Genomic DNA, 18516 nt, shown 5'->3' on the forward strand with positions numbered 1-18516 from the left:
GAGAGGGTCCCGTCCCCCCGTACGAAAGGGGGGCTCCCATGGCTCCCCAGACCACCGTCCCGGACGCCGCGCTGGCCGGACTGCGCGAGGATCTCGCCGGTGAGGTGTACGTACCCGGCGATCCCGGCTACGACGAGGCCCGGGTGGTGTTCAACGCGATGATCGACCGGCGTCCGGCCGTGATCGCGCAGTGCGCGACGCAGGAGGACGTCTCCAACGCGGTGCTCTTCGGCCGCGGGGCCGGACTGCCGATCGCGGTCCGCGGCGGCGGGCACAGCGTCGCCGGCTCGGCGCTCAACGACGGCGGTCTCGTCGTCGACCTGCGCCGGATGCACACCGTGGTCGCCGACCCCGAGAACATGACCGTCCGCGTCTCGGGCGGGGCGACCATGTCCCATCTGGACCACGCGTGCCAGCCGTTCCGCATGGCGGTGACCGGCGGGCGGGCGTCCACGACCGGCGTCGGCGGCTTCACGCTCGGCGGCGGATCGGGCTGGCTGGAGCGGAAGTTCGGGCTGGCCTGCGACAACCTGCTGGCCGCCGAGCTGATCACCGCCGAGGGCAAGCACGTCCACGCGGACGCCGAGGAGAACCCCGACCTGTTCTGGGCGCTGCACGGCGGCGGCGGCAACTTCGGCGTGGTGACCTCCCTGACGCTGCGGACGCACCCGCTGCCGGAGTTCGGCTTCGTGCTGCTGCTGTTCCCCGCCGCCGCGGGCCCCGAGGTGCTCCACGCCTACCGGGACCTGCTCGCCGACGCGCCGGACGAGGTCGGCGGCGGCGCGATCTACCTCAACGCCCCGCCCGAGGAGTTCATCCCCGGCGAGCTCCAGGGCACCCTGCTCGCCGGAGCCCTGGTGACCTACGCCGGCACGGCGGAGGCGGCCCGCGCCTTCGCCGCGCCCCTGTACGCGCTGAAGCCGGCGGTGGAGCTCCTCATGGACATTCCGTACGTCGACTTCCAGTGCATGCTCGACGACCCGCCGGGGATGCGGAACTACTGGTCCGCCGAGTACCTGTCGGACTTCCCCGACGAGGCCCTGCGCGCCTTCTGCGCCCGCTCCGACGAGATGATCGTGCCCTCCGGGATGCAGCACGTCCTCTTCCCCATGGGCGGCCAGGTCGCCCGCGGCCCCGCCGACTACCCCCTCCCCTGGCGCTCGGCGCGCTGGGCCGTGCACCCCTTCGGCGTGTGGGCGGACCCCGCCGACGACGACCGGGCGATCCGGTGGGTCCGGGACGTCCGGGCCGACGCCCGGCCGTGGTCGACCGGAGCCGTGTACCTCAACTTCATCGGCTCCGAAGGCGACCAGCGCGTCGTCGAGGGCTTCGGCGCCGACAACTACGCCCGCCTCACCCGCGTCAAGACCGCCTTCGACCCCGACAACGTCTTCCGCTTCAACCACAACATCACCCCGGCCGCGGCCTGAACCCGCCCGCGGGCACGGTCACCTCAGGGCGGCGATCACCTCCTGGGCGGCCCGCTCGCCCTCGGTGGCGCCGCCTTCCATGAACCCCTGGAAGTCGTACGAGCAGTGCTCACCGCCGATGTGGACGTTGCCCTGCGCGGTCCCCTCGTACTTCGCGTACCGGTGGAGGTAGCCGACGGGCCAGCAGGAGTACGCACCGAGGGTGTACGGGTTCTTGTGCCAGGCGGAGAGCTGGGCGCGGCCGGTGTACGCCCGCGAGGTGCCGGGGAAGAAGGCGTCGATGCCGGCCAGGTAGCGGGTGACCAGGTTCCGCACGTACGGGTCGGACTCGGTGGAGAAGGGGCCCGCCGGGTTCAGGTTCCGGGCCAGGCTTCCGCCGCCGTACTGGATGAGGATGCCGCCCGTTCCGCCCTGGACCTTGGTGGTGTCCCAGGTCTGCTGGACCTCGGTGTCGGTGAAGCAGTCGCCCGCGGAGACCCCGGGCCAGGGGCCGGCGCCGCGCCAGGGACGGGTGCCGAACTGCATGTTGAGCTTGGTGCAGTGGCCCATCCGGGCGTCCCGCAGCAGGTTCCGCATGCGCGGGTCGAACCCGGCCTGGGAGAGGTCCAGTTGCTGGAGGATCGGCAGCGGGACGCACAGGACGGTGTGGTCCGCGGTGACGGTCCGGGTGACGCCCGCCTCGGTGAAGGTCAGCGTCTGGGTGCCGTCGGCGTCGGCGCGTACGGCGGTCAGGGACCAGCCTGCGCGCAGGGTGCCGGGGGCGAGGGCTCCCGCGACGGCGTTCGGCAGCCGGTCGTTGCCGCCGACGATGTGGTAGCGCTCGTTGGACAGGCCCCAGACGTTGAAGTTGCCCGGGTTGGTCTGGTAGCCCATGAGCAGGACCAGGGCGAGTGAGGACTGCTCGGTGGTGTCGGCGCCGTACTCGACGTTGTAGGCGACGTCGATGAACCGGCCGAGCCGCGAGGAGTGCCCGCCGGGGACCCGGCTCTCGATCCACTCGTACACCGACATGTCGTCGAGCGCGGTGCCGGTGGGGGTGGTCCGGTTCCAGGTGACCTCGCCGGCCTCGGACAGGTCGCGGCGCAGCGCCTGGTAGACCGCCTTGAAGTCCTCGTCGGCCTGGCTGCGGGGGTAGTAGGCGCCGCCGAACCAGAGGACCTCCTCGGCTCCGTTGGGTCCGCCGCCGAGGAAGTCCTCGGTGGGGAGGTCGAAGCGGCGGCAGAGTTCCAGGATCTTCTTGTGGCTGGTGTCGATCAGCTCACCGCCGATCTCGGAGGTCTGGCCGTACGCCCAGTGGGCCCGCTGGGTCCACATGCGGCCGCCGACCCTGGACGGGTTCGCCTCGTAGAGCACCGGGCTCAGGCCGGCGTCCTGGAGGGTGAGGGCGGCGGTGAGGCCGGAGATCCCGGCGCCGACGACCGCGATCCTGGCGTTGCTCGCGACCGGCGGGGTCGTGGTGGCGGCCGCGGCGGGGGCGGCGGTGGCCGCCGTGCCCGCGCCGACCGCGATCCCGGCGGCGGCCGCGTACTTGAGGAGGGAGCGGCGGCCGAGGGCGTCGGCCCGCATGCCGCGGAGCTCGTCGACGGGCAGACCGAGCCGGTGGGCGTCGGCGTGCTCGGCGGCGAGGTGCTTCAGGAGGTGCATCGGGTTGGTGCGTGCCATGGGGCGCTCCTGGAGAAGAGGGGACGGTACCCGGGACGGGGTGGGGTCAGCTCTGGGGCACGGGGGCGGGCGCGGGGGACGCGTCGGCGGGGCGCTCGGCGGCGTCCTCCAGGACGATCCGGCCGATGACCTCGTACCGCTCGGGCCGCTTGGCCTTGAGGAAGAAGCCGAGGCCGAGGCCGCCGAAGAAGACCAGGCCGACGATCCAGGGGATCGCCCCGAAGAAGAGGGAGTCCGCCGCGAGCCCGGCCGCGGTCTCCATGTTCATGATCAGCAGGACGACGACGGCGATCATGCCGATGCCGCCGAGGAGCGGCGCGGTGAACGTCCTGAACCAGTGCCGGTCCTCGGGGTGGTGCGTGCGGAAGTAGCCGATGACGGCGAAGGAGCAGAGGGTCTGGACGATGAGGATCGCCATGGTGCCGAGGATGGCGAGCAGGGTGTACAGGTGGATGTAGGGGTCCTGGCCGGTCAGCCAGAAGGCGGCGACGAGGGCCACGGCGATCGCGCTCTGCACGTATGAGGCGATGTACGGCGAGCCGTGGCGGGCGTGGGTGCGGCCGAGCGCCGGGTGGAGGAAGCCCTCGCGGCCGATGGCGTAGAGGTAGCGCGAGGCGCACTGGTGGAACGCCATCCCGCAGGCGAAGGAGCCGGTGAGCAGCAGCCACTGGAACGCGTCGACCGCCCAGGCCCCGATGAAGGTCTCGGTGGGGGCGAAGAACAGGTCGAGCGGGTTGGCGGAGGCGGACAGCCTCACCGAGCCGCTCAGCCCGTTCCCGGCGATCGTCATCCACGAGACGTAGATGTAGAAGAGGCCGACGCCGATGACGGAGATCAGGGTGGCGCGCGGGATCACCCGCTTCGGGTCGCGGGACTCCTCGCCGTACATCGCGGTCGACTCGAAGCCCACCCACGACCAGAAGGCGAAGAAGAGGCCGAGGCCGGCGGAGGTGCCGGTGAAGGCGTTCCGGGGGTCGACCGGCTCGACGGGGATGCCGTCGGGGCCGCCGCCGGCGATCAGGACCGCGGTGGCGACCGCGAAGAGGACCGCGATCTCGGCGACGAGCATCACCCCCAGCGCCTTGGCGGTCAGGTTGATGTCGAAGTGGGACAGGACGGCGGTGACGGCCAGCATCGCGGCCGCGTACAGGACCCAGGGGAGGTCGACGCCGAACTGGTCGGAGACCGTCGTCTTGGCGAAGTAGGAGAAGACACCGACGATCGACGCCTCGAAGACGACGTACGCCAGGACCGCGAGCATGCCGGAGGCCATGCCGGCGATCCGGCCAAGCCCGTGCGAGATGTAGCCGTAGAAGGCTCCTGCGGCGGTGATCCGCTTGGCCATGGCGACGTAGCCGACCGAGAAGACGGTCAGCACGAGCGTCGCGAAGAGGTACCCGGCGGGCGCGCCGGTGCCGTTGCCGAAGCCGACGGCGATGGGGAGGTTTCCGGTCATCGCGGTGATCGGGGCCGCGGTGGCCACGGCCATGAAGACGACGCCGACCAGACCGACCGAGTTCGCCTTGAGCCGGTGGACCTCTGGGGTGGGGTTCTCTGCCATGGCGCGAGAGCATCCTCGCGTGTGACACAGGCCACAATCGACATGGGGTCGCGCAATTCCCTTCACCGCACGACGAGTTGTCGCCCCCTTGTACGAAGTGTCCGGTGCCGTGACCGTGGGGTGATGTCGCCGGAACACGGACGCGGGTAGCGTCCCGGCCCATGGACAATCAGGGCGGGATCACCGTGCAGCGGGCGCTCGAACTCCCGGGACTGCGCGGCGGGCTCCCGGAGGTCGTCGCGGGCGCCGACCGGCTGCACCGCACCGTGCGCTGGGTGCACGCGGGCGAGGTGCCGAACATCGCGTCGCTGCTCAAGGGCGGGGAGCTGCTGCTCACCACCGGCCTCGGGCTCGGCACCCGGCCCGCCGAGCAGCGGGCCTTCGTGCGGCGGCTGGCCGACCGGGGCATCGCGGCCCTCGTGGTGGAGCTCGGCCCGCGCTTCGCCCGGCTGCCCGCGACGATAGTGGAGACCGCCAGGACCGCCGGGCTCCCCCTCGTCCAGCTGCACCGCGAGGTGCCCTTCGTCGCCGTCACGGAGGAGATCCACACCGAGATCGTCAACGGCCACTACGCGCTCCTGCGCCAGGCCGAGGAGGTCCACCGTCAGTGCACGGAGGCCCTGCTCGGCGGCGGCGGGGTCCCGCAGGTCCTCCGCATCCTCTCCGACTTCGCCGCCAACCCCGTCTTCCTGGAGACCGCCGACGGCCAGCTGCTGTACGCGGCGGGCGCCGAGTCCGCCCCCGCCGACCCGCTCCAGGTCTGGGACGGCCTCCGCGGCCAGCGGGCGGCGCGCGAGTCCGGCCCGCCCACCGGCACGGTCCTCGTCGACGTGCCCGGCGGCGGCCCCGGCTCGGCGTCGGTACGCGCCCGCCTCGTCCTCCTGGCGGTGTCCGGCGCCCTCTCCCCCGTCCACCGGATGGCCGCCGAACGGGCCGCCGGCCTCCTCGCGGTCGTCCTCATGCAGGCCCGCCAGGAGGAGGAACTGGCCGCCCGCGGCCGCGGCGACTTCCTCACCGACCTCGCGGAGGGCCGGATCACCGCCGAGGCCGCGCCCGCCCAGGCCCGCGTCCTCGGCTTCAGGCCCGGCGACGGGCCGCTCCTGCCGGTCGTCATGCGCCTCGCCTCCGAGCTCTCCCCGTCCGGCAACTGGGCCCTCCTCGCCCGGGCCGTCCTCGAGGAGCTCTCCTCCGTCGGCGTCCCCGTCCTCCTCGGCGTCCGCCCCGTGGAGGGCCGCGTCCCCCTCCTCCTCGGCCTGCGCTCCGAGACGGAACGCACCGCCGTCGCCGACCGCGTCGCCGCGGCGCTGCGCGCGGGAGTCGAACGCGCCGGCCTCGAACGCGCCGGGGTCCACCCGCCGGTCGTGGTCGTCGGCGTCGCCGGCAGCTGGGCCGCGGCCTCGGCGGGCCTCCGCCACGCCGCCGAGACGGCCACCGCCGCCCAGGGCCTCTCGGATCTCCCCTGGTACGACGCGCGGCGTCTCGACATCGACCTCCTCCTGTGGCGCCTCCACTTCCACGGCGACACCGTGCTCCCCGCCTTCGTCGACCGCGCCATCGGGCCCCTCCGCGACCACGACCGCACCTCCCGGCCGCCGCTCCTCCCCACCCTGGAGACCTACCTCGCCCACGCGGGCCGCAAGGCGGAGACCGCCCGCGAGCTCCACCTGAACCGCCAGACGCTCTACAACCGTCTCGCCCGCATCTCCGAACTCCTCGGGACGGACCTCGACGACCCCCAGACCGTCCTCGCCCTCTCCCTCGCCCTCCGGGCCCGCCGCCACACCCCCTGACCCACCCCCGTCGACCGGGCCGGGCCCACCTCGTCGTGCCCCCCGAAGTCCCTACCGCCCCGCCAGCTCGTCGTACACGCTCAGGACGTGCGCCACGGTGTCGTCCTCCGTGGGCCACGTCCCCGCCTGGACGCGCCCCGCCGCGCCGAGGTCCATGCGGCGTTCGACGTCGTCGAGGAGGAGGCGCACGGTGTGGGCGAGGGCGGTGGAGTCGCCGTAGGGGACGAGTTCGGCGGCGTCGCCGACGAGTTCGGGGACGCCGCCGACGGCGGTGGCGACGAGGGGGACGCCGAGGCGGAGGGCTTCCTGGGCGAGGAGGGAGCGGGCCTCCCAGCGGGAGGGGAGGACGGCGATGTCGGCGGCGGCGAGCAGCTCGGCGACGTCCTCGCGCCGGCCGATGAGCCGAACGGGGAGGTCCTCGTCGGCGATGCGCCGCTGGAGGACGGCGCGTTCGCGGCCTTCCCCGGCGATGACGAGGAGCGGCTGCGGGTCGAGGTCGCGCCAGACGCGCGCGGCGTCGAGGAGGGTGCGGTAGCCGCGGCCGCGTTCGAGCGCGCCGACGGCCATGAGGAGCGGGCGGTCGACGGCGCCGAGTTCGGCGCGGGCCTTGCCGTCGTGGAGGCAGACGGGTCCGCGGGCGGCGGGCACGGTGACGGGGGCGAGCCGGGCGTCCCGGGCTCCGCACCGGCGGGCCCGGTCGACGAGTTCGGAGGAGGTGGCGAGGACGACGGTGGCGGCGCGGACGGTCCTGCGCTCCAGGAGCCGCTGGACGCCGCCGCGCGCACCGTCGAGGTGGCTGCGGCTGTGCCAGGTGGTGACCAGGGGCGCCCTGCCGTCTCCGGTGAGGGCGAGGGCGGCCCGTACGGAGGCCTGGAGGCCGTGCGCGTGGACGATGTCGGCGCCGATGGCGGCGTTGCGGACGGCGGTGACGGCGGCGGGGTCGCCGAAGCGCGGCAGGGGCACGAAGTGCGCGCCGGCGCCGATGTAGTCGTAGACGCGGTCGAGTTCGGCCGGGGCGCACACGGTCACGCGCACGCCCCTCGCCACCAGCCCCGAGGCGAGTGATCGGACGTGAGCGCTGCTGCCCGCGCTGCCGCCGCCCACCACCTGGACCGTACGGAGCTGTGTCACGCGCCCAAGGATGCCAGTCCGTGCCCCCGACCGTACGCACGTTCCGGCAGCGAAGTGGCGTCGTTCCCGTGTGCGGAACGCGTCCGGCGTACGGACCCTCCCGCGGATTCACTCACATGGGTGAGCGTGCGGAGGTGCCGTCCGCGCCCCCGTCGCGCGACGGCGCTCGTCCCGCGTCCCACGAGGGGCCGCGTTCCGCCGGAGGGCGCTCCCGCGGCAGGAGTCGGCCGTCGCGGCTCTCCGCCCACACGGCCGCGGCCACGAGTCCGGCGGCGTGCGCGGCGAGCCCGAGCCGCCCGTTCCCGGCGGCGATCGCCCCGCCGACGGCGGCGCCGAGCGCGTGCGCTCCGGTGTCGCCGAGCATGGTCCGCTCGCCGAGGTCCTCGCCGAGGAGCGCCGTCGCGGCCCCCATCGGCGCGGCGGCGGGCGCTCCGCGCAGCAGGCCGGGGGCGCCGAGTCCGAGGACGGTGAGGCCCGCGTACCCCGGGCGGACGTCCACGAGGTTGACCAGGTGCGCGGTGCCGGCGATGACGACGCCGGCGAGGAGCCTGTCGGCGGGCCGTTCCTTGAGGAGGGCGCCGGCGACGAGCGAGGCGGCGCCGATCCCGGCGAGCTTGACGGTCCCGCTGGTCACCTCGCCGTCGCGGAGCGCCGCCAGGTGGGCCCGGAACCCGCGCCGCCGGTCGCCGCGCAGGTCGTCGTACCGCCCGCAGGCGGCCGCCGCGACGACGGCGAGGGCGACGCCCGGGGCGGTCGGCAGGACGGCGACGGCGGTGCCGAGGGCGGCGGCGGGGCCGGCGTGGAGGGTGACCGGCCGGCCCGCGTGGTTGGTGCGCCGCCAGGCGTGCGGGCCGCCGGGCGTGCGGCGCGTCAGCAGGCCGTACGCGAGGCGGGTGGCGCCGAGGGCGGCGGCGAAGGTGCCGGCCCGCCCCGGGCGCCGGTTCACGCGTCCGCCCTGGCCGTCGCCAGCAGTTCCTCGGCGTGCGCCCGGGCCGTCTCCGAGTCCTCCTGGCCGGCGAGCATCCGGGACAGCTCGCGCACCCGCTCCTCGCCCTCCAGGACGGTGACGCCGGAGCGGGTCACGGAGCCGTCGTTGGTCTTCTCGACGAGCAGCTGCCGGTCGGCGAAGGCGGCGACCTGCGGCAGGTGGGTGACGACCACGACCTGCGCCGTCCGGGCGAGCTTCGCGAGGCGGCGGCCGATCTCCACGGCCGCCTTGCCGCCGACGCCCGCGTCGACCTCGTCGAAGAGGTACGTCGGGACCGGGTCGACCCCGGCGAAGACGACCTCGACGGCGAGCATCACCCGGGAGAGCTCACCGCCGGACGCGCCCTTGGCGATGGGCCGCGGCGGGGCGCCGGGGTGCGGGGCGAGCAGCAGCTCGACCTCGTCGGCGCCGGACGGGCCGTAGGCGACGCGACGTCCGCCGACCTCGACGCCCTCCGGGTCCTCGGTCTGGCCGATGGCGAAGGACACGCGCGCGTGGGGCATGGCGAGCGAGGCGAGCTCCGCGGTGACGGCGTCGGCGAACCGGTCGGCCGCCTCGGTGCGGGCGTCGGTGAGCCGCTGGGCGAGCACCGACAGCTCGTCGCGCAGCCGGTCGCGCTCGGCGGTCAGCTCCCCGATGCGGTCGTCGTCGCCGTCGAGCTCGCCGAGCCGCGCCGCGCTCTCCTCCGACCAGGCCAGGACGGCGGCGATGTCCTCGCCGTACTTGCGGGTGAGCTGGGTGAGCGCCGCGCGCCGCTCCTCGACGGCCGCGAGCCGCAGCGGGTCGGCGTCCAGGTCGTCGGCGTACCCGGCGAGTTCGGTGGCCACGTCGCCGAGCAGGATGGAGATCTCCCCCATCCGGTCGGAGAGCGCCGCGAGGGCCGCGTCGTGCGACCGTACGGCCTCCAGGGCCCGGCCGGCGCCGGCGACCAGGGTGGTCGCGTCGACGGACTCGGGGTCCTCGGGGTTGCCGGCGAGCGCGCCGTGCGCGAGGGACGCGGCGGAGGCGAGGGCCTCGGCGTGTCCGAGCCGCTCGGCCTCGGCGGCGAGCTCGACGTCCTCGCCGGGCAGCGGGGCGACGGCCTCGATCTCGCCGAGCCCGAAGCGCAGCAGATCGGCCTCCTGGGCGCGTTCCCGGGCCCGGGTGGTGATCTCCTCCAGCTCTCCGGTGACGGCCCTCAGCCGCCGGTACGCGTCGCCGTAGGCGCCGAGCGGTCCGGAGACGGCCTCGCCGGCGTACCGGTCGAGCGCGCCGCGCTGCCGGGCCGGCTTGAGCAGGCCCTGCTGGTCGGTCTGGCCGTGGACGGCGACGAGCTCGTCGGCGAGCTCGGCGAGCAGCCCGACGGGCACGGAGCGGCCGCCGAGGTGGGCCCGTGAGCGTCCCTCGGCCGAGACCGTACGGCTGACCAGCAGCACGCCCTCGTCGAGTTCGGCACCGGCCTCCTCGGCCCGTACGGCGGCGGGCGCGCCCGCGGGCACGCTGATCCGCCCCTCGACGACGGCCGACGCCGCGCCGATCCTCACCAGGGCCGGGTCCGCACGCCCACCGAGCAGCAGCCCCAGGCTGGTCACGACCATGGTCTTGCCCGCACCGGTCTCACCGGTCACCGCGGTGAAGCCGGGCGACAGCTCGACCACCGCGTCGTCGATGACCCCGAGCGACCGTATCCGCATCTCCTCCAGCACGCCCCAGACCATACGAGGTTTCCCCGGTCCGACGCGACATCGCCCCCGCGCGTAACCCTCCGGCGCGCCGATCGTTCGGGGCGGCCGGAGGGAGCGGGCGATCAGTGCGGGGCGCCCCGCCACCCCGACACCGGCAGGGCGAACTTGGCGACCAGCCGGTCCGTGAAGGAGGCGTGGTGCAGCCGGGCCAGCCGCACGGGAACGGCGCCGCGGCGCACCTCGACGCGGGCTCCGGCGGGAAGTTCCACGGTCCGCCGCCCGTCGCACCACAGCACCCCGTGGGGCGTGTGCGGCTCGACCTCGACCGCGAGCACCGACTGCGGGGTGGTGATCAGCGGCTTGGCGAACAGGGCGTGGGCCCCGATCGGGACCATGAGCAGCGCCTCGACCTCGGGCCAGACCACGGGCCCGCCGGCCGAGAAGGCGTACGCGGTGGATCCCGTCGGTGTCGCGCAGATCACCCCGTCGCAGCCGAAGCCGGTGACCGGGCGCCCGTCGATCGCGAGGACGACCTCCAGCATCCGTTCCGGGGAGACCTTCTGGACGGCCGCCTCGTTGAGCGCCCAGTCGCGGTGCAGGACGTCGCCGTTCTCGTAGACGACGACGTCGAGGGTCATCCGCTCCTCGACCTCGTACGCCTTCGTCACGACGCGGTCCACGACCTTGTCGAGGTCGTCGCGCTCGGCCTCCGCGAGGAAGCCGACCCGCCCCAGGTTGACGCCGAGCATGGGCACGCCCGACGCGCGGGAGAACTCGGCGCCGCGCAGCAGGGTGCCGTCACCGCCGAGGACGACGAGGAGTTCACAGCCGTCGAGCGCGTCGGAGCAGGCTTCCGGCACCTTCTCGACGGACGGCGGCAGGGGCAGGTCCGAGGCCTCGGCCTCCAGGACGCGGACGCCGATGCCGCAGCGCAGCAGCCCCAGGACGACCAGTTCGGCGCTGCGCACGGCGGCCGGCCGGCCGGTGTGCGCGAGCAGGAAGACGGTACGTGGTGCGGTATCTGGTGCTGCTGCCGTTGAGCTCAACGAGGTCCCTCCGCCACGGCGCGGTCGACATCCGCCGGATCCAGCGCGGGCGCGCCTGCCCGCAGCCACAGAAAGTACTCGACGTTGCCGGAGGGGCCGGGCAGCGGGCTGGCGGTGACGCCCAGGACGCCGAGGCCGAGTTCGGCGGCGCGCCGTGCCACGTTCTTCACGGCGTCGGCCCGGAGTTCGGTGCTCCGGACGACCCCGCCGGTGCCGAGTCGCTCCTTTCCCACCTCGAACTGCGGCTTCACCATCAGGACGAGGTCGGCGTCGGGGGCCGTGCAGGCCGCGAGGGCGGGCAGGACGAGGCCGAGCGGGATGAAGGAGAGGTCGCCGACGACGAGGTCGACCGGGACGCCGTCGATGGCGTCGAGCGTCAGCTCGCGCACGTTCGTGCGGTCCTTCACGGTGACGCGCTCGTCGCTCTGCAGCGACCAGGCGAGCTGCCCGTAGCCGACGTCGACCGCGACGACGTGGGCGGCGCCCGCGCGCAGCAGGACGTCGGTGAAGCCGCCGGTGGAGGCTCCGGCGTCCAGCGCCCGCCGGCCCTCGATCCGCAGCCCCCGCGGGACGAACGCGGCGAAGGCGCCGGCGAGCTTGTGGCCGCCGCGCGAGACGTAGTCGGGGTCGGAGTCGTCCTGGACGACGACGATGGCCGCGGCGGTCTCCACCTGGGTGGCGGGCTTGGTGGCGACGGTCTTGCCGACGGTCACCCGGCCCGCGGCGATCAGCTGGCTGGCGTGCTCGCGCGAGCGCGCGAGCTTGCGCCGGACCAGCTCGGCGTCGAGACGGCGGCGTGCCACTCCTGCCACGTTCGGTTCAGCTCCTGTTGTCGTGCGGACGGGGGGTGGGGTGCGCGTCCAGCGAGGTCAGCTCCGCGCGCAGCCCACGGTGTACATCCTCGTACACCTCCAGGTGTCCGTCCGCCGGGAGGTGGTCCACCGCGGCGAGACGCTCCAGGTGCGCGTCGACGGGGCCGTGCCCGGTGAGCTCCCTGGCGACTCCGAGCGGGGCGGGCCCGGCGGGGGCGTACGGCTCCCCGGCTTCCTGTTCGGCGGGGTCCGGCATCTGCTCGCTCATGCCCCGACGCTACCGCGAAGGGCTGGGGTACCGTCGACGGCGATGGCGACGATCACGGAGTGCCGCGGCGCACTGGACAGACTTTCGGACAATCTGGCGCGGGCCGACGGCGACGTGCGGGGTGCGGCCGCCTTCGACCGCACCCTGAGCTGCCACGTCACGGACCTCGACACGACCTTCACGGGCCGTCTCGCCGACGGCCGGATCGAGGTCCTGGACACGGTGGCGGGACCGCCGCGGTCCAAGGCCCAGATCCGGCTCGCGATGGCGGGCGACGACCTGGTGGCGATGGTGGGCGGCGAGCTGAACTTCGCCAAGGCGTGGGCCTCGGGCCGGGTCAGGCTGGAGGCGGGCTTCCGCGACCTGATCCGGCTCCGCTCACTTCTGTAGGGCGGGCTCCTGGGCCGCGGGCTCCTGCGCCTGCGGTCCCACGGTCCGCCGGGCGCGGGCCTTCCGCCCGGCTGGGACGACCAGCGGCGTGCCCGTCTCCGGGTCGTCGATGACCTGGCAGCGCAGCCCGAAGACCCGCTCGACCAGCTCGGCGGTGACGACCTCGGCCGGCGGGCCCTGGGCGACGATCTCGCCGCCGCGGACGGCGATCAGGTGGGTGGCGTACCTGGCGGCGTGGTTGAGGTCGTGCAGGACGGCGACGAGCGTCCTGCCCTGGGTCTCGTGCAGCTCGGCGCAGAGGTCGAGGACGTCGATCTGGTGCTGGATGTCGAGGTACGTGGTCGGCTCGTCGAGCAGCAGCAGCGGCGTCTGCTGGGCGAGCGCCATCGCGATCCACACGCGCTGGCGCTGCCCGCCGGACAGCTCGTCGACGTACCGGTCGGCCAGTTCGGCGACGCCGGTCGCCTCCATGGACTCGCGGGTGATCCGCTCGTCCTCCGGCGACCACTGCCGCAGCAGCCCCTGGTGCGGGTAGCGGCCGCGCGCCACCAGGTCGGAGACGGTGATGCCGTCGGGCGCCACGGACGACTGCGGCAGCAGGCCGAGGGTCTTGGCGACCTTCTTGGCGGGCAGGGCGTGGATGGACTGGCCGTCGAGCAGGACCCGCCCGGTACTGGGCTTCAGCATCCGCGAGAGGGCGCGCAGCAGCGTGGACTTGCCACACGCGTTCGGTCCGACGATGACGGTGAAGGAGTTGTCAGGGATCTCGACGGACAGATCGCGGGCGATGACCCGCTGCTCGTACGCGAGGGTGACCGATTCCACGCTCAGCCGCTGCCCCTGCCGACCGTCCATGCCCGTACTCCTGATGTCCGCCAAGTCAAGAAAGAGTTAGGTTAGCCTATCCAACTTTCTCCGGACCGGGCCGGGTCGGCCCGGTGGCAGGGTCCGGCCCGCCGACCGGTCGGCGGGCCCGAGCCCCGCCCTCACCGGCTCCCTCACACCCCCAGCAGCGCCAGGGCCTTCCCCGCGTCCGGCACGCCGACGCCGGCGTCCGCCGCCGTCCACGCCGCCCCGCACAGGGCCCGCACGCCGTCCATCACGTCCGCCTCGCCCGCGGGCACTCCGGCCGCTCCGCCCTCCAGAACCAGCTCACCGGCGCGCACCGACGCCCGCCAGTCCCCGCACACGAACCCGCCGTCCCCGTCCGCGACCACGTCCGGCTGCCCCACGAGCAGCCCCCGCAGGTCCGCCGCCACGTACGTCGGCCGGTGCTCCGGCACCGCCGCCAGCAGCTGCGCCACGTCCGTCACTCCGGTCAGGACGAGCAGCGAGTCCACACCGCCGTTGAACGCGCCCTCGATGTCCGTGTCCAGCCGGTCCCCCACCACCAGGGGCCGCTCCGCGCCCGTGCGCAGCACCGTCTCCCGGTGCATCGGCGGCAGCGGCTTGCCCGCGACCTTCGGCTCCGCGCGGCCTCCCGCGGCGATCCGCACGACCTCCACCGCCGCGCCGTTGCCCGGCCCGATGCCCCGCGCCCCGGGAATCGTCAGATCGGTGTTCGAGGCGTACCACGGGACGCCCCGCTGCACCGCGTAGGCCGCCTCGGCGAACCGCCGCCACGGCAGCTCGGGACCGCCGTACCCCTGCACGACCGCCACCGGCTCGTCGTCCGCCGACTCCACCGGCACCAGGCCGCGCTCGCGCAGCGCCACCCGCAGCCCCTCCCCGCCGACGACGAGGACCCGGGACCCCGGCGGCACGTCGTCCGCGATCAGCCGGGCGACCGCCTGCGCCGAGGTGACGACGTCCCCGGGCGCCGCGGGCACCCCCAGCTCCGTGAGGTGTCCTGCGACCTCCTCGGGTGTCCGCAGCGCGTTGTTCGTGACGTACGCCAGGTGCATGCCGCCGGTCCGCGCCACACCGAGCGCCTCGACGGCGTGCGGCACGGCCTCACCGCCCGCGTACACCACGCCGTCCAGGTCGAGGAGGGCCGTGTCGTACGCCTCGCTCAACGGCACCGCGCTGCCGCCCGGACGATTCCCGCCGCCGTCCCGCCGTCCCTGGCCGCTCCGCACACTCACCGCTCGCTCCTCGCCTCACCGGGTGCCGTTCCCCCGCTCCCCCGATCATCGCTCATGGCGGCGCCCACATACGATGACGAGATGAACACCTCAGGTCACGCGGCCACCGACGTCCGCGACGACACCGCAGGGCTGCGCCTGGCCCCGTTCCGGGGACTCCGGTACGTCCCCGAACGGGTCGGCAGCCTCGCCGCCGTGACGTCCCCTCCCTACGACGTCGTCGTACGACCTGACGGTCTGCTCCATCTGGAGTCGGCCGACCCCCACAACATCGTCCGGCTGATCCTCCCGCAGGCCATCACCGCCGGCACCCGCCACCGCAAGGCCGCCGTCACCCTCGACCGCTGGCTCGCCGACGGCGTCCTCGCCCCGGACCCGGAGCCCGCGCTCTACGTGTACGAGCAGCAGGGCGACGGCATCCTCCAGCGCGGCGTCATCGGCGCCCTGGAGCTCTCCACCCCCGACGCCGGCGTCGTCCTCCCCCACGAGGACGTCATGCCCCACGTCGTCGAGGACCGCGCGGCCCTCATGCGCACCACCGCCGCCAACCTGGAGCCGCTGCTCCTCACCTACGTCGGCACGGACGAGGGCGGGGCCGACGCGGTCATCGCCCGCACCGTCCTGCGCGAGCCACTGCTCTCCACGACCACCGAGGACGGCTTCCACCACCGCCTCTGGTCCGTCACGGACCCCGCCGACCTGGCCACCGTCGCCGGAGACCTCGCCGGCCACCAGGCGCTCATCGCCGACGGCCACCACCGCTGGGCGACCTATCTGCGCCTGCGCGAGGAGCACGCCGCCCCGGGGCCCTGGAACTACGGCCTGGTCCTCCTCATCGACACCGCCCGCTACCCGCTCCGGGTCCGCGCCATCCACCGCCTCCTGAACCGCCTGCCCGTCGCCGACGCCCTCGCGGCCCTCGGCGACTCCTTCCGGGTCCGCCGCATCGAGCGTCCCCTCCCGGTGGCGCTGGAGGCCCTGGCGACGGCCGCCGCCGAGGGCAACGCCTTCCTCCTCGCCGGCGACGGCGCCTTCCACCTCGTCGACGCGCCCGACCAGGCCCTCCTGGACCGGACGATCCGCACCGACCGCCCCGACGCCTGGCGCACCCTCGACGCGACCGTCCTGCACTCCACCCTCCTGGAGAACGTCTGGCACATCCCGGACGCCCCCGAGGACATCGCCTACATCCACGACACCGAGGCGGCCGTCGCCCAGGCCGAGCGCCGCGGCGGCACGGCCGTCCTCATGCACCCCGTCCGCGAGGACGTCGTCCGCGATCTCGCCCGCCAGGGCGTCACGATGCCCCGCAAGTCGACCTCCTTCGGCCCGAAGCCGGCCACCGGCCTCGTCCTGCGCAGCCTCGCCCTGGACTGACCGGGCTCCCGCGAACGCAGAAGGGCGGCACCCCCACGGGGTGCCGCCCTTCTCATCGTTCGACCGGATCAGCCCTTGTCGGCCGCGCGCTCGTCCTCGTCGGACTCGTCGGACTCGTCGTCCTCGTCGTCCTCGTCCTCGTCCTCGTCGAGCTCGACGTCCTCGACACCGACCTCGGCGTCGACGGACTTCACGGGCTCGTCGGACGCGTCGAGGTCGTCGGACTCGTCGAAGGCGTCGACGAACTCGACACCGTCCATCTCGGCCAGACGGTCCGACGCGTCCGTGGCGCCGTCCTTGTCGGCCTCCAGGGCCTTGGCGAACCACTCGCGCGCCTCGCCCTCACGACCGGCGGCGAGCAGCGCGTCGGCGTACGCGTACCGCAGGCGCGCGGTCCACGGGTGCACGGCGTGGGAGGCCAGCTCGGGGCTCTGCAGGGTCACGATGGCCGCGTCGAGCTGCCCCATGTCCCGGCGCGCGCCGGCGGCGACGAGCCGCATCTCGACCTGACCGGCCTTGTCCAGCTTCAGCACCTCGGGCTCGCCGGCCATCGCAAGCGCCCGCTCGGGCCGGCCGAGGCCGCGCTCGCAGTCGGCCATGACGGGCCACAGCTCCACGCCGCCGCTCATCCGGCGCGCGGCACGGAACTCCGCCAGCGCCTCGGAGTACTTCTGCGTCGCGTACGCGGCGAAGCCGGCCGCCTCACGCACGGCCGCCACACGCGACGCGAGCCGCAGGGCCACCCTGGAGTACCCGTACGCCTGCTCCGGGTCCTCGTCGATGAGCTGCGCCACCATGACGAGGTTGCGCGAGACCTCCTCGGCGAGACCCTTCGGCAGGCTCATCAGCTCCTGCCGCACGTCCGGGTCGATCTCCTCGCCCGTGACCTCCGGCGGGATCGGCAGCCGCTTGATCGGCGCCCTGTCACTCCGCTCCCGGTCGAAGTCCCGGCCGCCCCGGTCGTCCCGGCGCCCGTAACCACCCCGGTCGTCGCGCCCGCGGTACCCACCACGACTGTCGCCACCGCGCTCGTCGCGACGGAAGCCACCGCCACGGTTGTCGCCGCCACGGTCGTCACGGCGGAAGCCGCCGCGGTTGTCGCCGCCACGGTCGTCGCGGCGGAAGCCGCCGCGGTTGTCGTCACGACGGTCGTCACGCTGGTACGAGGGACGCTCGTCGCGACGGAACGACGGACGGTCCCCACCACGGCTGTCGCCACCGCGGTCATCGCGACGGAAGCCACCGCCGCGGTTGTCGCCGCCACGGTCGTCGCGGCGGAAGCCGCCGCGGTTGTCGTCACGACGGTCATCACGCTGGTACGAGGGACGCTCGTCGCGACGGAACGACGGACGGTCCCCACCACGGCTGTCGCCACCGCGGTCATCGCGACGGAAGCCACCACCGCGGTTGTCCCCACCACGGTCGTCACGGCGGAAGCCACCGCCACGGTTGTCCCCACCACGGTCGTCACGGCGGAAGCCACCGCCACGGTTGTCCCCACCACGGTCGTCACGGCGGAAGCCACCACCGCGGTTGTCGTCACGCGAGAAGCTCGGACGGTCCCCACCACGGTTGTCGTCACGGCGGAAACCGCCACCGCGGTTGTCGCCGCCACGGTCGTCGCGGCGGAAGCCGCCGCGATTGTCGTCACGACGGTCATCACGCTGGTACGAGGGACGCTCGTCGCGACGGAACGACGGACGGTCCCCACCACGGTTGTCGCCACCACGGTCGTCACGGCGCCCGTAGCCACCGCCGCGGTTGTCCCCGCCACGGTCGTCGCGACGGAAACCACCGCCACGGTTATCGTCACGCGAGAAGCTCGGACGGTCCCCACCACGGTTGTCGTCACGGCGGAAACCGCCACCGCGGTTGTCGCCGCCGCGGTCGTCGCGGCGCCCGTAGCCACCGCCGCGGTTGTCGCCGCCACGGTCGTCACGACGTCCGTAGCCGCCGCGGTTGTCCCCACCACGGTTGTCGTCCCGGCGCGGCCCGCGGAAGCCGCCCCGGTCGCCACCGGCACCGTCCCTGCGACGCGGCTCGCGCTCCGGACGGTCGTCGGGAGAGTTGGTGGGCATGGTCGTGACTCCTCTGTCTTCGGGTACTGCAGTCATTCTCGCGCAGCCGGCACTCGGCCGCGCATCGGAAAAAAGTCGAGCAAAAAACAAAAGGACCCCTGGTCCCAGCGTGAACGCTGGGACCAGGGGTCCTGAAGAATTGTTCGGCGGCGTCCTACTCTCCCACAGGGTCCCCCCTGCAGTACCATCGGCGCTGAAAGGCTTAGCTTCCGGGTTCGGAATGTAACCGGGCGTT

Annotated in this window: 16 protein-coding genes and 1 rRNA gene; 4 read left to right on the forward strand and 13 right to left on the reverse strand. The window is 74.1% G+C overall.

The features are described 5' to 3' along the window. The first annotated feature begins 38 nt into the window (after window positions 1-38). Entirely contained in the window at window positions 39-1430 is a 1392-nt protein-coding gene (locus ACZ60W_RS29510) for an FAD-binding oxidoreductase (RefSeq protein ID WP_469758436.1), read from the forward strand. 18 nt (window positions 1431-1448) lie between these two features. On the opposite strand, the gene ACZ60W_RS29515 is transcribed toward ACZ60W_RS29510, so the two are convergent. Together ACZ60W_RS29515 and ACZ60W_RS29520 are read right to left on the reverse strand one after the other, a co-directional pair. Next, window positions 1449-3092 (reverse strand): flavin monoamine oxidase family protein, encoded by a 1644-nt coding sequence (locus ACZ60W_RS29515; RefSeq protein ID WP_469758437.1) that lies wholly within the window; start codon window positions 3090-3092, stop codon window positions 1449-1451. A gap of 46 nt (window positions 3093-3138) precedes the next feature. Continuing rightward, window positions 3139-4653: an APC family permease gene (locus ACZ60W_RS29520; RefSeq protein ID WP_469758438.1), complete on the reverse strand. Its 1515-nt coding sequence runs from the start codon at window positions 4651-4653 to the stop codon at window positions 3139-3141. A gap of 161 nt (window positions 4654-4814) precedes the next feature. On the opposite strand from ACZ60W_RS29520, the gene ACZ60W_RS29525 reads away from it, so the two are divergent. Beyond that, window positions 4815-6443, forward strand: coding sequence for a PucR family transcriptional regulator (locus ACZ60W_RS29525; RefSeq protein ID WP_469758439.1), 1629 nt, complete (start codon window positions 4815-4817; stop codon window positions 6441-6443). A gap of 51 nt (window positions 6444-6494) precedes the next feature. On the opposite strand, the gene ACZ60W_RS29530 is transcribed toward ACZ60W_RS29525, so the two are convergent. The 6 genes from ACZ60W_RS29530 to ACZ60W_RS29555 form a co-directional block, all read right to left on the reverse strand. Next, entirely contained in the window at window positions 6495-7574 is a 1080-nt protein-coding gene (locus ACZ60W_RS29530) for a glycosyltransferase family 4 protein (protein ID WP_469758440.1), read from the reverse strand. A 112-nt stretch (window positions 7575-7686) separates the two neighbouring features. Then, window positions 7687-8520 carry a hypothetical protein gene (locus ACZ60W_RS29535; RefSeq protein WP_469758441.1) on the reverse strand — a complete coding sequence of 278 codons (834 nt, stop codon included), beginning with the start codon at window positions 8518-8520 and terminating at the stop codon, window positions 7687-7689. Beyond that, on the reverse strand, window positions 8517-10259 hold the full coding sequence (gene recN, locus ACZ60W_RS29540; protein ID WP_469758442.1) for a DNA repair protein RecN: 1743 nt from the start codon (window positions 10257-10259) through the stop codon (window positions 8517-8519). The genes ACZ60W_RS29535 and recN overlap by 4 nt, the downstream gene beginning before the upstream one ends. Before the next feature lie 89 nt (window positions 10260-10348). After that, window positions 10349-11272, reverse strand: coding sequence for an NAD kinase (locus ACZ60W_RS29545; RefSeq protein ID WP_469758443.1), 924 nt, complete (start codon window positions 11270-11272; stop codon window positions 10349-10351). After that, entirely contained in the window at window positions 11269-12084 is an 816-nt protein-coding gene (locus tag ACZ60W_RS29550) for a TlyA family RNA methyltransferase (protein ID WP_469758444.1), read from the reverse strand. Before ACZ60W_RS29550 ends, ACZ60W_RS29545 begins: the two co-directional genes overlap by 4 nt. Window positions 12085-12091: 7 nt before the next feature. Next, entirely contained in the window at window positions 12092-12352 is a 261-nt protein-coding gene (locus ACZ60W_RS29555) for a hypothetical protein (protein ID WP_469758445.1), read from the reverse strand. Between the two features lie 42 nt (window positions 12353-12394). On the opposite strand from ACZ60W_RS29555, the gene ACZ60W_RS29560 reads away from it, so the two are divergent. Next, on the forward strand, window positions 12395-12742 hold the full coding sequence (locus ACZ60W_RS29560; RefSeq protein WP_469758446.1) for an SCP2 sterol-binding domain-containing protein: 348 nt from the start codon (window positions 12395-12397) through the stop codon (window positions 12740-12742). Here the strand turns inward: ACZ60W_RS29560 and ACZ60W_RS29565 are convergent. Continuing rightward, window positions 12731-13597 (reverse strand): ABC transporter ATP-binding protein, encoded by an 867-nt coding sequence (locus ACZ60W_RS29565; RefSeq protein ID WP_469758447.1) that lies wholly within the window; start codon window positions 13595-13597, stop codon window positions 12731-12733. The genes ACZ60W_RS29560 and ACZ60W_RS29565 overlap by 12 nt on opposite strands. A gap of 143 nt (window positions 13598-13740) precedes the next feature. Further along, a complete protein-coding gene (locus ACZ60W_RS29570) occupies window positions 13741-14826 on the reverse strand; it encodes an HAD hydrolase-like protein (protein WP_469758448.1) in 1086 nt (361 codons plus the stop codon). An 81-nt stretch (window positions 14827-14907) separates the two neighbouring features. On the opposite strand from ACZ60W_RS29570, the gene ACZ60W_RS29575 reads away from it, so the two are divergent. Further along, on the forward strand, window positions 14908-16203 hold the full coding sequence (locus ACZ60W_RS29575; protein WP_469758449.1) for a DUF1015 domain-containing protein: 1296 nt from the start codon (window positions 14908-14910) through the stop codon (window positions 16201-16203). A gap of 68 nt (window positions 16204-16271) precedes the next feature. On the opposite strand, the gene ACZ60W_RS29580 is transcribed toward ACZ60W_RS29575, so the two are convergent. From ACZ60W_RS29580 to rrf, 3 genes are all read right to left on the reverse strand, one after another. Continuing rightward, a complete protein-coding gene (locus ACZ60W_RS29580) occupies window positions 16272-17108 on the reverse strand; it encodes a tetratricopeptide repeat protein (protein WP_469758452.1) in 837 nt (278 codons plus the stop codon). After that, on the reverse strand, window positions 17048-18220 hold the full coding sequence (locus ACZ60W_RS29585; RefSeq protein ID WP_469758453.1) for a hypothetical protein: 1173 nt from the start codon (window positions 18218-18220) through the stop codon (window positions 17048-17050). Before ACZ60W_RS29585 ends, ACZ60W_RS29580 begins: the two co-directional genes overlap by 61 nt. Before the next feature lie 202 nt (window positions 18221-18422). Then, a 5S ribosomal RNA gene (gene rrf / locus ACZ60W_RS29590) occupies window positions 18423-18516 on the reverse strand; the annotation flags it as partial.

This window comes from Streptomyces sp. NPDC104202 (genome assembly GCF_055584185.1).

Excerpts from the sequence above, each read along its gene's own strand:
- ACZ60W_RS29575 (WP_469758449.1), top strand. The coding sequence starts at position 14,908 with ATGAACACCTCAGGTCACGCGGCCACCGACGTCCGCGACGACACCGCA.
- ACZ60W_RS29510 (WP_469758436.1), top strand. The coding sequence starts at position 39 with ATGGCTCCCCAGACCACCGTCCCGGACGCCGCGCTGGCCGGACTGCGC.
- ACZ60W_RS29515 (WP_469758437.1), bottom strand. The coding sequence starts at position 3,092 with ATGGCACGCACCAACCCGATGCACCTCCTGAAGCACCTCGCCGCCGAG.
- ACZ60W_RS29525 (WP_469758439.1), top strand. The coding sequence starts at position 4,815 with ATGGACAATCAGGGCGGGATCACCGTGCAGCGGGCGCTCGAACTCCCG.
- ACZ60W_RS29555 (WP_469758445.1), bottom strand. The coding sequence starts at position 12,352 with ATGAGCGAGCAGATGCCGGACCCCGCCGAACAGGAAGCCGGGGAGCCG.
- ACZ60W_RS29565 (WP_469758447.1), bottom strand. The coding sequence starts at position 13,597 with ATGGACGGTCGGCAGGGGCAGCGGCTGAGCGTGGAATCGGTCACCCTC.
- recN (WP_469758442.1), bottom strand. The coding sequence starts at position 10,259 with ATGGTCTGGGGCGTGCTGGAGGAGATGCGGATACGGTCGCTCGGGGTC.
- ACZ60W_RS29520 (WP_469758438.1), bottom strand. The coding sequence starts at position 4,653 with ATGGCAGAGAACCCCACCCCAGAGGTCCACCGGCTCAAGGCGAACTCG.
- ACZ60W_RS29560 (WP_469758446.1), top strand. The coding sequence starts at position 12,395 with ATGGCGACGATCACGGAGTGCCGCGGCGCACTGGACAGACTTTCGGAC.